The 12,664-nt window shown below is 61.8% G+C and carries 12 protein-coding genes; 5 read left to right on the top strand and 7 right to left on the bottom strand.

Annotated features, from left to right (window positions below):
- Positions 1 to 36: 36 nt before the first annotated feature.
- Complete coding sequence (atpD, locus tag AADV58_RS02100) at positions 37 to 1,440, top strand: F0F1 ATP synthase subunit beta (protein ID WP_028993807.1); 1,404 nt, start codon at positions 37 to 39, stop codon at positions 1,438 to 1,440.
- A gap of 25 nt (positions 1,441 to 1,465) precedes the next feature.
- Positions 1,466 to 1,891, top strand: coding sequence for a F0F1 ATP synthase subunit epsilon (locus AADV58_RS02095; RefSeq protein WP_028993808.1), 426 nt, complete (start codon positions 1,466 to 1,468; stop codon positions 1,889 to 1,891).
- Between the two features lie 65 nt (positions 1,892 to 1,956).
- On the opposite strand, the gene AADV58_RS02090 is transcribed toward AADV58_RS02095, so the two are convergent.
- From AADV58_RS02090 to AADV58_RS02065, 6 genes are all read right to left on the bottom strand, one after another.
- Positions 1,957 to 2,532: a ubiquinone biosynthesis accessory factor UbiJ gene (locus tag AADV58_RS02090; RefSeq protein WP_043420601.1), complete on the bottom strand. Its 576-nt coding sequence runs from the start codon at positions 2,530 to 2,532 to the stop codon at positions 1,957 to 1,959.
- A gap of 12 nt (positions 2,533 to 2,544) precedes the next feature.
- Entirely contained in the window at positions 2,545 to 3,282 is a 738-nt protein-coding gene (ubiE, locus tag AADV58_RS02085) for a bifunctional demethylmenaquinone methyltransferase/2-methoxy-6-polyprenyl-1,4-benzoquinol methylase UbiE (RefSeq protein WP_028993810.1), read from the bottom strand.
- A gap of 5 nt (positions 3,283 to 3,287) precedes the next feature.
- On the bottom strand, positions 3,288 to 3,704 hold the full coding sequence (locus AADV58_RS02080) for a gamma-butyrobetaine hydroxylase-like domain-containing protein (protein ID WP_028993811.1): 417 nt from the start codon (positions 3,702 to 3,704) through the stop codon (positions 3,288 to 3,290).
- Between the two features lie 56 nt (positions 3,705 to 3,760).
- Positions 3,761 to 5,368: a hypothetical protein gene (locus tag AADV58_RS02075; RefSeq protein ID WP_028993812.1), complete on the bottom strand. Its 1,608-nt coding sequence runs from the start codon at positions 5,366 to 5,368 to the stop codon at positions 3,761 to 3,763.
- A complete protein-coding gene (locus AADV58_RS02070) occupies positions 5,368 to 5,796 on the bottom strand; it encodes an HIT family protein (RefSeq protein ID WP_043420604.1) in 429 nt (142 codons plus the stop codon). The genes AADV58_RS02075 and AADV58_RS02070 overlap by 1 nt, the downstream gene beginning before the upstream one ends.
- A gap of 104 nt (positions 5,797 to 5,900) precedes the next feature.
- Positions 5,901 to 9,776, bottom strand: coding sequence for a DUF3683 domain-containing protein (locus AADV58_RS02065; RefSeq protein ID WP_028993814.1), 3,876 nt, complete (start codon positions 9,774 to 9,776; stop codon positions 5,901 to 5,903).
- A gap of 239 nt (positions 9,777 to 10,015) precedes the next feature.
- Here AADV58_RS02065 and AADV58_RS02060 point away from each other — a divergent pair, with 239 nt between their 5' ends.
- Both AADV58_RS02060 and AADV58_RS02055 read left to right on the top strand, forming a co-directional pair.
- On the top strand, positions 10,016 to 10,273 hold the full coding sequence (locus tag AADV58_RS02060; RefSeq protein WP_028993815.1) for a type II toxin-antitoxin system RelE family toxin: 258 nt from the start codon (positions 10,016 to 10,018) through the stop codon (positions 10,271 to 10,273).
- Positions 10,270 to 10,641, top strand: coding sequence for a helix-turn-helix domain-containing protein (locus AADV58_RS02055; protein ID WP_028993816.1), 372 nt, complete (start codon positions 10,270 to 10,272; stop codon positions 10,639 to 10,641). The genes AADV58_RS02060 and AADV58_RS02055 overlap by 4 nt, the downstream gene beginning before the upstream one ends.
- 27 nt (positions 10,642 to 10,668) lie before the next feature.
- Here AADV58_RS02055 and AADV58_RS02050 read toward each other — a convergent pair whose 3' ends face one another.
- The gene (locus tag AADV58_RS02050) at positions 10,669 to 11,037 is read right to left on the bottom strand and encodes a YqaA family protein (protein WP_341743946.1); all 369 of its coding nucleotides are present in this window, start codon (positions 11,035 to 11,037) and stop codon (positions 10,669 to 10,671) included.
- Between the two features lie 85 nt (positions 11,038 to 11,122).
- Here AADV58_RS02050 and ilvA point away from each other — a divergent pair, with 85 nt between their 5' ends.
- Positions 11,123 to 12,655 carry a threonine ammonia-lyase, biosynthetic gene (ilvA, locus tag AADV58_RS02045; RefSeq protein ID WP_028993818.1) on the top strand — a complete coding sequence of 511 codons (1,533 nt, stop codon included), beginning with the start codon at positions 11,123 to 11,125 and terminating at the stop codon, positions 12,653 to 12,655.
- Positions 12,656 to 12,664: the final 9 nt, after the last annotated feature.

The following is a 12,664-nucleotide window of genomic DNA, read 5'->3' as shown; positions in this document are numbered from 1 at the left end:
GCAAGCGCGAAGCTTTTAATTATTGGGGATTTGAATATGAGTCAAGGTTCCATCGTTCAGTGTATCGGCGCAGTTGTGGACATCCACTTCCCGCGCGACGCGATGCCGAAGGTCTACGACGCACTCAAGCTCGACGCCTCCGAAGAAAATGGCATGGTTGAAGCCGGCCTGACCTTCGAAGTGCAGCAGCAACTGGGTGACGGCGTCGTCCGTACCATCGCCATGGGTTCATCCGACGGCCTGCGCCGCGGCATGAAAATCAACAACACCGGTGCCGGCATTTCCGTGCCGGTCGGTATGGGCACGCTGGGTCGCATCATGGACGTGCTCGGCCGTCCGATCGACGAAGCCGGTCCGATCGAAAGCGACGAACTGCGTGAAATCCACGCCGCCGCGCCGAAGTTCGACGAACTGTCGTCCTCCGTCGATCTGCTCGAAACCGGCATCAAGGTTATCGACCTGATCTGCCCGTTCGCCAAGGGCGGCAAGGTCGGCCTGTTCGGCGGCGCCGGGGTCGGCAAGACCGTCAACATGATGGAGCTGATCAACAACATCGCCAAGCAACACTCGGGTCTGTCCGTGTTTGCCGGTGTTGGTGAGCGTACCCGCGAAGGTAACGACTTCTATCATGAAATGAAGGACTCCAACGTTCTCGACAAGGTCGCGATGGTGTTCGGTCAGATGAACGAACCCCCGGGCAACCGTCTGCGCGTTGCGCTGACCGGTCTGACCATGGCCGAGCGTTTCCGTGACGACGGTCGTGACATCCTGTTCTTCGTCGACAACATCTACCGCTACACCCTGGCCGGTACCGAAGTGTCCGCACTGCTCGGCCGTATGCCTTCCGCCGTGGGCTACCAGCCGACGCTGGCTGAAGAAATGGGTCGTCTGCAAGAGCGTATCACCTCGACCAAGGTTGGCTCGATCACCTCCATCCAGGCCGTTTACGTGCCTGCCGATGACTTGACCGACCCGTCCCCGGCCACCACCTTCCTGCACTTGGACTCCACGGTCGTGCTGTCGCGTGACATCGCCTCGCTGGGTATCTACCCGGCCGTCGATCCGCTCGACTCCACCTCCCGCCAGCTCGACCCGCAGGTCGTCGGTGAAGAGCACTACGCAGTGGCTCGTGCCGTGCAGATGAACCTGCAGCGCTACAAGGAACTGCGCGACATCATCGCGATTCTGGGTATGGACGAACTGTCGCCGGAAGACAAGCTGGCCGTCAGCCGCGCCCGTAAGATCCAGCGCTTCCTGTCGCAGCCCTTCCACGTTGCCGAAGTGTTCACCGGTTCCCCGGGCAAGTTCGTTCCGCTCAAGGAAACCATCAAGGGCTTCAAGGGCATCGTCAGCGGCGAGTACGATCACCTGCCGGAACAGGCCTTCTACATGGTCGGCGGCATCGAAGAAGCTGTCGAAAAGGCGAAGACGCTGCAGTAATGCAGCTTCAGCATAGGAGCCAGTAATGGTTATGACCGTTCATTGTGATGTCGTCAGTGCCGAAGAATCGATTTTCTCCGGCCTGGTGGAAATCGCAGTGTTCCCCGGCGAAGCCGGGGAACTCGGCATCCTGCCGCAACATACCCCGTTGCTGACCCGCATCAAGCCCGGCACCATCCGTCTCAAGGTGCCGGACCAAAGCGAGTTTGAGCTGGTGTATGTCTCCGGTGGCATGCTGGAAGTCCAGCCCGACACGATTACTGTGTTGGCGGACACCGCGATTCGCGCCCACGACCTGGACGAAGCCAAGGCCCTCGAGGCCAAGCGTCACGCCGAAGAAGCGCTGGCCAACCGCCAGGCCGAAATGGACTACGCGGCCGCCGAAGCCGAACTGGCCCAGGCAATCGCCCAGTTGCAGGCAATCCAGCGTCTGCGCAAGCATACCCACTGAGAATTCCCTTCCCAGTCAAAAAAAGGCAGCCTCGGCTGCCTTTTTTCTTTTCCTGTGTGCTTTGATCAGCCCCCAAGTCGGGCGATACGCTTTTCCAGGCGGGCCATTTCATCGCGCAGGCCATCAACATCGCGGATGAATTCACCGGCGGCGGCCGGCGAGACGAGCAGCCCCGCTTCTTCGGTCGCATATTCGACCAGATTGCCGGACAGGCGTCCGGCGCCGCTACGCATTTCATGCATCAGCCGGCTGCCGGCCAGCGACAGCCGACGGGCCGGAATATCGCCGACCAGCGCCGCCAGATCGCCTTCGATATCCCAGCGAAGATTGCGGAACACGAAAGCCAGGGTCTCGGCAACGTCGGCCGAACCGCTAAGGCGCGCCGATGACATCACGCTTTCCCGTTCCAGCAGCAGTTTGGCCGGAAAGTCTTCGTTCAATTCTATGGTCACATCGGGATCGCCGCTCTGCTCGGCCGCCTGCAACAGGCCCCGGCCGTCGATGCACAGCGTCAGCGCCAGCGGCCCGGCACGCAGGCAGACATGCGCACCGGCGTGACGCCGCAGCCGTTCCACCGCCCAGGGCGAAGCCTCCAGCACATGGTTCAGCGGCTTGACGATCAAGGCTTCAAGCTGACTCATTGCTGACCCGGATCAGAACTTGAAACCCCGATGCAGGGCAACGACGCCCAGCGCCATGTTGAAATACTCGACCTTCTCGAAACCGACGCCTTCCATCATGCCCTTCAGGGTCTCCTGGTCGGGGTGCATGCGGATCGACTCGGAGAGATAGCGATAGCTGTCGGCGTCCTTGGTAACCATCTGGCCTATGCGCGGGATCACCTGGAAGGAGTAGAAATCGTAAGCCGGGGCCAGCGGCTTCCAGACTTGTGAAAATTCCAGCACCAGCAGACGGCCACCGGGACGCAACACACGGCGCATTTCCGCCAGCGCCTGGTCCTTGTGGGTCATGTTGCGCAAGCCAAAGGCCACGGTGACGCAATCGAACCAGTCGTCGGGGAAGGGCAGCTTCTCGGCATCGCATTGCGCCACCGGCAACATGTAGCCCTTGTCGGCCAGGCGGTCGCGACCGCGTGCCAGCATCGCGTTGTTGATGTCGGTGAGCCAGACCTGACCGGTTTTACCAACCCGCTTGGCGAAGGCCAGCGACAGGTCGCCGGTGCCACCGGCCACGTCAAGTACGCGCGAGCCTTCGCGGACACCGCTGCGCTGGATGGCAAAGGCTTTCCACAGACGGTGCATGCCCCCCGACATCAGGTCGTTCATCAGGTCGTAACGGCTGGCGACCGAATCGAAAACGCCACGGACGCGGCGGGCTTTTTCCTGTTCGGCGACCGATTCGTAGCCGAAATGCGTTGTTTCTTTGTTCATGACGATCAGTGGTGATGGCTACAGGATGAACCGCCGGACTTCGGCGTGGTGTCGATATCGCGGGACGCCCCCTGGACTTCGAGCAAGCGCAGGTACTCTGCCCACAGCTCGTCGTGATGGACGGCGAGGTTATAGAGCAGGTCCCAGGTGTAGAGGCCACTGTCGTGACCGTCGGAGAAAACCAGCTTCAAGGCATAGGTGCCGCTGGGTTCAATGGCCAGCAAGTCGACGTTGCGCTTGCCGACCTGCAGGGTTTCCTGGCCCGGCCCATGCCCCCGCGCTTCGGCAGACGGGGTGAACACCCGCAGGTATTCGAAATCGAGACGATACGACTGCTCGCCGTAGCCCAGTTCGAGCACACGGCTAAGCTTGTGCAAACGGATGACATCCGGGATCGGGGTGTCCTTTTCCATGCCGGCCATAATTTCCTCCATGCCAGACCGGCTAGTTTACCCTGAAGCAAGCGGACTGCGGTGCTTCACAGTTCGACGATGCTGATCCGTTCGAAATCGGCCTGGCGATTGAGCACGTGATTCATCCGGATACGTCGGTGGCCATTCCCATCCATCACCTCCAGCTCGCGGCCGGCGTGGTAGAAACCGGGCGGCAAAACCAGCGACACCTCTTCGCCAATCGCGGGCATCGGTGGCAGGATGAACGCCGGGGCAAAACGCTCGATGGTCGGAACCCCGACCTGATCCAGCGGCCGGAAACCAATTCCCCGGGGGATCCCGGGTAGCGTGGCCAGACCGACAATCAGGCCGCCAGCGGACTCCTGCATCAGCCAGGTGGCGTAAGCCAGCAGGAAACGTTCACCATCGTGCGGACAAACAGCCATCAGTTGTCCATGCAGGACACGCTGTCCACTTTCGCTGCGTCCCAGACGGAAACCATTGGCCGAATGATTGATCACCGACCATCGCTCGACGGGGAAATCCGCACGCGGCCGGATCAGCAGTGCCTGACCCGGATCGGCACGATCCCGGAAAGTGAATAGTTGCTCGAAATCCCCGCGGGAATAGGCAAGGGCGGAATCGGGTTGCTCGAACGGCTCGCCTGTGACATGGAAGTAAATGGCCTCGAACCCGGTCACCACACGGGCGATACCCTCGCTGGCGAAACGCCGGAAACGCCTTGCCGAGGTCGATTGTGACCAGGGCTTGACCAGATGTTCGAGCAATCTGGCGACATGGCTGCTGCTCTCTTCGCCCAGGCCGAGTTGCGAGGGCGTGAAGCGCATGCGCAACTGGCCCAGGGCATGATCGATTTGCAGACCCAGGCGGCCGGTATCCAGTCGGCGCACGTCCTGCGCCGAGCCTTCGATGGCAGCGCTGGGATGCAGGGGCAAATCCTTCATCAGTTCGACGACGTAGGGCGGCAGTTCGAGATCGTTTTCCAGCGCGCCAATGCCGACCAGGGGCGCCCACATCGACGCCCAGCGGCGGATCAGGTTGAGATTGCGCACGCTGTTGCTGTACGGACTGGCAACGTCGATCAGCAGCAGGGTGACATAGGCCGCCGCACAATGCGTCGCCTGGACACTGTTTTCCAGGGGGTCGCTGACCGGCATGAAAGCGATGCCCCATTCCTCGGCCGTTTCGAAAAACCCATGAAGATCGAGCCAGACACCCGGCGGCAATTCGCGGCGGGCGCGGTAGTGCTCGAGAATCACCATTCCGTTGTAGTAGATGCAACGGTGCAGGATGGTCGCCATCAAGGCCTGGTAGTTGGGCTCTTCGGTGGCCGGTTCCTCCAGACTGGCGCACAAGGCGTAGGCACGCCCCATCTTGCGCCACGCCTGGACGACCATCAGGAAAGCCTGTTCCTCGTCGAGCGACAGTGGCACAGCCTTGTTGTGATAACTGCGGGCCATTTCCTCTTCGACAAAGCACAGCGGTGCCCGAGCCTGTTCCAGCAACTGGAAGAACACACCGGGGTCGGGTGGCGAGGCCAGCAAGGCATCGAGGAAATCGATCAACTGCCGTTCGGCCACCGCTGGATTGGCCAGCATCAGGCTCGACAGGTAATCCATGCCGGTCACCAGATCGACAACCTGGCCCAGATCAGTTTGCTGCCTGTTGCTCATTATTGTTCTCCCTGCCCCAAGTGACGAACGATGGCGGCGATCAGCCGGGCGTCGTCAGGTCCGCAACGTTGCGTCGTCCCTTCACGCTGAGCCTTGCCCCAGACCGGCTCGGGGAAGAAACGGTCGTCACGCCAGCGGGGAATGACATGCCAGTGCACATGGGGAACGACGTTGCCGAAACTGGCCAGATTGATCTTGTCCGGATTCCAGCACTCGCGCAGCGCTGCCTCGACGGCGAATACGACCTGCATCAGCCGATTGCGCGCGGCTACCGGCAAATCGCTCATCTCGCGCACATGTTCGTTCCAGATCACCCGGCAAAACCCGGGCAGGACCGGGTCATCGACACGGATCACGCGGCAGTCATCGGATGTCCATAGGACATCTCCGCCTGGTCCGGAACACAGTTCGCAAGTGCTGTCAGTCACGATAAATTCCCGTTGTTTTGCATAGCATTGCACCAGCCAATGCGAACTGCAAGTGGCTGGTGCAAGATGTCCCGGGATTCTACTGAAGGTGGGCGGCTGCCGACTCAGAGCAAAACGCGTTCGATGCCACCGGAATTGGCCTTGCCGACGTATTCCGCCATCCAGTTGTCGCCGAGCAGGTGCTTGGCCATCTCGACGACGATGTAGTCGGCCTTCGTGCCGGCATCGTCGTCGTAACGACTCAGACCCTGCAGGCAGGCCGGGCAGGAAGTCAGGATCTTGACCTCGCCCTGGAAACCGTCGGCACGCAACTTCTCGGCGCCCTTTTCAATCTCCTGCTGCTTGCGGAACTTCACCTGGGTGGCGATATCCGGACGCGAGTAGGCAAAGGAGCCGGAATCGCCGCAACAGCGGTCGGTCAGCGGCACATCCTGGCCCATCAGCGTCTTGGTCACGGCCAGTGGGTTGTAGGCTTTCATCGGCGTGTGGCAGGGATCGTGGTACATGTAGCGCGTCCCTTCGACACCGTCCAGCTTCAGGCCCTTTTCCATCAGGTACTCGTGGATGTCGAGCAGGCGGCAACCCGGGAAGATCTTCTCGAACTGGTATTTCTGCAACTGATCCATGCAGGTGCCGCAGGAGACGATCACCGTCTTGATGTCGAGATAGTTCAGCGTATTGGCGACACGGTGGAAGAGCACGCGGTTGTCGGTGGTGATCTTCTGGCCCTTGTCGTCATCGCCGGACGAGGTCTGCGGATAGCCGCAGCACAGGTAACCGGGCGGCAGCACGGTGGTCGCGCCGACTTCGTAGAGCATGGCCTGGGTCGCCAGGCCGACCTGCGAGAACAGGCGCTCGGAACCGCAGCCCGGGAAGTAGAAGACGGCGTCCGAATCCTCGGTCGTCTTCTTCGGGTTGCGGATCACCGGGATGACCTTGTCGTCCTCGATGTCGAGCAGGGCGCGCGAAGTACGCTTGGGCAGGTTGCCCGGCATCGGCCGGTTGAGGAAGTGGATGACCTGGGTCTTGACCGTTGGCGCGCCGAGCGAGGCCGGCGGATGCTTGCGCGTCTCCTGAACCAGGCCGAGCGCCTTGGCCGCCTTGTGCGCCAGGCGCTGGGCCTTGAAGCCGAAGTCCATCATGACGCCGCGCATCAGCTTGATCGTCGCCGGGTCTTTCAGGTTCAGGTAGGTCATCGCCGCCGCGGTGCCGGGGCTGAAACGCTTCTTGTCCTGCTTGCGCAGGAAGTTGCGCATGGCCACCGAAACATCGCCGAAATCGATGTCGACCGGGCAGGGCTTCTCGCAGCGGTGGCAGACCGTGCAATGGTCGGCGACGTCGTTGAACTCATCGAAGTGCTTCAACGAGATGCCGCGCCGGGTCTGCTCTTCATAAAGGAAGGCTTCAACCAGCAGCGAGGTGGCGAGAATCTTGTTGCGCGGTGAATACAGAAGGTTGGCGCGCGGCACATGGGTCGAACAGACCGGTTTGCACTTGCCGCAGCGCAGGCAGTCCTTGACCATGTCGGATATCTTGCCGATCTCGGATTGCTCCATGATCAGCGATTCGGTGCCGAGCAGGCTGAACGACGGCGTGTAGGCGTTGGTCAGGTCGCCGCCGTGCATCAGCTTGCCCTTGTTGAAACGCCCTTCCGGATCGACCTTCTGCTTGTAGGCACGGAAGGGGCCGATTTCTTCCTCGGTCAGGAACTCCAGTTTGGTGATGCCGATCCCGTGCTCGCCGGAAATGACACCGTCGAGCCCACGCGCCAGGTGCATGATGCGCTCGACCGCCTTGTTGGCCGTCTGCAGCATCGCGTAGTTGTCGGAATTGACCGGAATGTTGGTGTGCACGTTGCCGTCACCGGCGTGCATGTGCAGCGCGACGAAAACGCGGCCGCGCAGGACTTCCTTGTGAATCGCCTCGATCCGTTCGAGGATCGGCCGGTACAGCGCACCATCGAAGATCTTGGCCAGGCGCGCCTTCAGCTCCTGCTTCCACGAGGTGCGCACGGAATAATCCTGCAGCCGGTGGAAGAGGGTGGGGTTGGCGGCCTTGTTGCTCAGTTCGCCGGCGACCACGCCATACGAGGCGAAGCGCGACTCGGCTTCGGCCAGCGGCAGGTCGAGGTTCTCCAGCAGCCATTCCCAGCGCAGGCGGACGGCCTCGACATAGTCCAGGGCAGCCTGCCGGCGGTCGCCGATGAGCACATCCTTGTCGAGGTTGGCGTCGCCCGAGTGCAGCGGCAGGTCGCCCTTGAGGAAATCGGCCAGCGCATCGCACAGCGCCAGCTTGTTCTGCGTCGACAGCTCGATGTTGATGCGCTCGATGCCGTCGCAGTATTCACCCATGCGCGGCAGCGGGATGACCACATCCTCGTTGACCTTGAAGGCGTTGGTGTGGCGCGAGATGGCGGCAGTGCGCGAACGGTCGAGCCAGAATTTCTTGCGCGTCTCGGCGTCGACCGCAATGAAGCCTTCAGCGGCGCGCAGATTGCACATGCGAACGACCTCCGAGGCGGCGGCCATCACTGCCCTCTCGTCGTGGCCGACGATGTCGCCGATCAGCACCATCTTTGGCCGACCGTGGCGCTTGGCCTTGGTCGCGTAGCCGACGGCCTTCACATAGCGCTCGTCGAGGTGTTCGAGGCCGGCCAGCTGCACGCCAGCCGCATGGCCGGCGCCGCCCGGCTTGAAGTAGTCGGTGATCTCGACGATGGCCGGCACCGCTTCGCGGACCTGGCCGAAGAACTCCAGACAGACGGTGCGCGTCACCGGCGGCATCTTGTGCAGTACCCAGCGGGCGGCGACGATGATGCCGTCGGTGCCTTCCTTCTGCACGCCGGGAATGCCGCCGAGGAACTTGTCGGTGACGTCCTTGCCCAGGCCGGTCTTGCGGCAGGCGGCACCGGGCATGACCAGCACTTCCTCGCCGAGCGGCTTCTTGCCGGAAGGATCGAAGCGCTTGACGCGGAATTCGACGTTTTCCTGCTCGTGGATCTTGCCGTAATTGTGATTGACGCGTTCGACTTCCAGCCAGTTGCCGTCCGGATCGACCATCTTCCACCAGGCCAGGTTGTCGAGCGCGGTGCCCCACAGCACGGCTTTCTTGCCGCCGGCGTTCATGGCGATGTTGCCGCCGATGCACGAAGCGGAAGCCGAAGTCGGGTCGACGGCAAAGACGCGACCGGCCGCGCTGGCGGCTTCGGATACGCGGTCGGTGACCACGCCAGCGCCGGTGCGGATGGTCGCATAGGGCGTTTCATGGCCGGCCAGCACCAGTTCCTCGACCGGACCGAGGTCGATCAATTTCTCGGTATTGATCACCGCCGAATGGGGCGTCAGCGGCACGGCGCCACCGGTGTAGCCGGTACCACCGCCACGCGGGATGATGGTCAGGCCGGCTTCGAAACAGCCACGGACGAGATGGGCAATTTCTTCTTCGGTATCCGGGTAGAGGACAACGAAGGGATACTCGACGCGCCAGTCGGTGGCGTCGGTGACGTGCGAGACGCGGGCCAGGCCGTCGAAAGCGATGTTGTCGCGGCGGGTATGCTTGCCCAGCACCTTGAGCACCTTGCGGCGCAGGTCGATGGCCTCGCCGAAACGCGCCTCGAAACGGTCCACGGCCTGCTGCGCGGCGACGACCAGGCGGCGGACCTTTTCCGAACGCTCGGGATCCTCGGCCTCGCTCTCGGCACGGCGTTTCTCGACTTCCTTCAGGCGATGGCGCAGGGCGCTGACCAGCGCGTCGCGACGCTCGCGGTTGTCGAGCAGGTCGTCTTCCAGGTAAGGGTTGCGCTGGACCACCCAGATGTCGCCCAGCACCTCGTAGAGCATCCGCGCCGAACGGCCGGTGACGCGCTCGCCGCGCAGTTCGTCGAGGATCGCCCAGTTGTCGGCACCGAGCAGGCGGATGACGATTTCGCGGTCAGAGAACGAGGTGTAGTTATAGGGGATTTCGCGCAGGCGGGCGGTCATGGAAGCAGCCGTGATCTGTCAAAAGAAGGATTTTAGCGTATTGCGGCGCAACACGCGGGGCCGGTAGACCCGAGTGGGAAGCTCGGGTTCATTGATTTTGCCGACAACAGCACGATTGCTCGCTGACAGCACCTTGATTTACGACAATGGAATACACTGACAGCCATATGTAATGGGCTAGGCCAAAAATTCATCGCAGAAAAGTTAAACAATAGTTAGCAATTTGCTAATAAAATCCCATGTACCAGATTGTCTACACCCGTGATGCGCTGAAGTCCTTGAAGGCGATGCCGCGCAACGCATCGCTGCAGATACGCAACAAGATCGAGTTGCTGGCAGCAGATCCTTTCGTGGCAAACAACAACGTCCGCAAGCTGGTTGGCCGCGAGGCCTATCGTTTGCGTGTCGGCGACTGGCGAGTGATTTATGAAATCGAAGGCGGGCAACTGATCATTCATGTACTGACGGTGGCGCCGCGAGGAGGTGCTTATCAATGACCGGCATTCAATTTATCGAGCGGGATGGCAAACGCGAGTTTGCAGTCATTCCTATTGAACTGTTCGAAAGGCTTTCGGCAGCCATGGAAGACGCCCAGGATGCCGCGCTGTTTGACGCGGTGCGCGCAGCCGACGACGGTTTTCGCATTCCCGCCGCAGTCGCGAATGCAATTCTGGATGGAGAACAGCCGGTGAAGGTCTGGCGCGAGCAGCGCGGCCTGACCCAAGACGCGCTGGCTGCCAGGGCCGGGATCAGCAAGCCCTATCTTTGCCAGATAGAAACCCGAAAGCGGGTTGGTGCGCTCAAGACCTTGCGAGCAATTGCAGAAGCGCTGGCGGTAAGCCTGAATGATCTTCATGAAGCTTGAACCCTTATCCTCCGCGGTGCTTGGCCTTTACGCCGCCTGCGCCACCAGCCAGTAACGCGCGAACTTGCCGAGCGCCATGAACAGGCAGCAGGGTAGCCAGTGCAGGCGCAGCCAGCCGGCGGCGACGCACAGCGCATCGCCGACCAGCGGCAGCCAGGAGAAGAACAGGGCGGGGCTGCCCCAGCGTTGCAGGTGATGCATCTGCGGCAGACGGTCGAGCTGCTGCCAGCGCGGCAGGAAGCGGCCGCAGGCCCACGAGGTCATGCCGCCGAGCGTGTTGCCGAGTGTGGCCAGGGCCAGCGCGGTCGATTTCTGTTCCGGATGCAGTTGCAGGAAGCCCCACAACACGGCTTCCGAACCGCCGGGCAAGAGCGTTGCGGCGAGAAAACTGCTCAAGAAAAGGCCGGCAAGCCCTTGTTCCGCCGTGACGTTTATCCACTCCACCCGTAGAATCTCCCTTTTGCCCAGCCCGAATCAGATCATGCACCCGGATTATCTCGAAAAAGTCCTCAACGCCCAGGTTTACGATGTCGCAGTGGAAACACCGCTGGACCTGGCCGGCAACCTGTCGACCCGGGTACACAACCGAATCTGGCTCAAGCGCGAGGACATGCAACCGGTATTTTCGTTCAAGCTGCGCGGCGCCTATAACAAGATCGCCAGCCTGTCGGCGGAAAAACTCAAGCGCGGCGTGATCTGCGCGTCGGCCGGCAACCACGCCCAGGGCGTAGCGCTGTCGGCAGCCAAGGTCGGCTGCCGGGCGGTCATCGTCATGCCGGTGTCGACGCCGGGGATCAAGATCGAGGCGGTCAAGCGGCGCGGCGGCGAGGTCGTGCTGCACGGCGATTCCTACGACGAAGCCTACGCCCACGCGCTGGAACTGGAAAAATCGGAAAAGCTGACCTTCGTCCATCCCTTCGACGACCCGGAAGTCATCGCCGGCCAGGGCACCACGGCGATGGAAATCCTGCGCCAGCATTCACGGCACAACGGCCCGATCCACGCCGTTTTCTGCGCCATCGGCGGTGGCGGGCTGGCCGCAGGCGTGGCCGCCTACATCAAGCGCTTGCGCCCGGAAATCAAGGTCATCGGCGTCGAGACCTTCGACGCTGACGCGATGAAGCAGTCGATCGAGAAGGGCCATCGCGTGCGCCTGCCCCAGGTTGGGCTGTTCGCCGACGGTACCGCGGTCAAGTTCGTCGGCGAGGAAACGTTCCGCCTGTGCAAGGAATACCTTGACGAGGTCATCCTGGTCGACACCGACGCCATCTGTGCGGCGATCAAGGATGTCTTCGAGGATACGCGCTCGATTCTCGAACCCTCTGGCGCGCTGGCTGTCGCCGGGGCCAAGGAATACGCCCGCCAGAACAAGCTCAAGGACAAGAACCTGGTCGCCGTGACTTCCGGCGCCAACATGAACTTCGACCGCCTGCGCTTCGTCGCCGAGCGTGCCGAATTCGGCGAGCAGCGCGAAGCAGTGTTTGCCGTGACGCTGCCGGAGAAACCGGGCGCCTACAAGAAATTCCTGTCACTGATCGGCAAGCGCAGCATCACCGAGTTCAACTACCGCTACCACACGGCAAGCGAAGCGCATGTTTTCGTCGGCGTGCAGGTCACTGACCGCAAGGAATCGCTGAAACTGGTCGACAGCCTGCAGAAGCACGGCTATCCGACGCTCGATTTGAGCGACGACGAAATGGCCAAGAATCATGTCCGGCACTTGGTCGGCGGGCACGCCCCGGCGGTTTGCGAGCAGGGCATGCGCGAACTGCTGTACCGCTTCGAGTTTCCCGAACGGCCGGGTGCCTTGATGAATTTCCTGAGCCAGATGAGCGCCGGCTGGAACATCAGCCTGTTCCATTACCGCAACCACGGCGCCGACTACGGGCGCGTGCTGGTCGGCATGCAGGTGCCGCCAGCGGAAATGAAGCAGTTCCGCGAGTTCCTGAAGAACCTCGGCTACGCGCACTGGGACGAAAGCGAGAACCCGGCGTACAAGCTCTTCCTCGGCTAAGCAAGAAAG

The organism is Azonexus hydrophilus, assembly GCF_038368255.1.
Lineage (GTDB): Bacteria > Pseudomonadota > Gammaproteobacteria > Burkholderiales > Rhodocyclaceae > Azonexus > Azonexus hydrophilus.
This window is presented reverse-complemented; position numbering and strand designations above follow the sequence as displayed.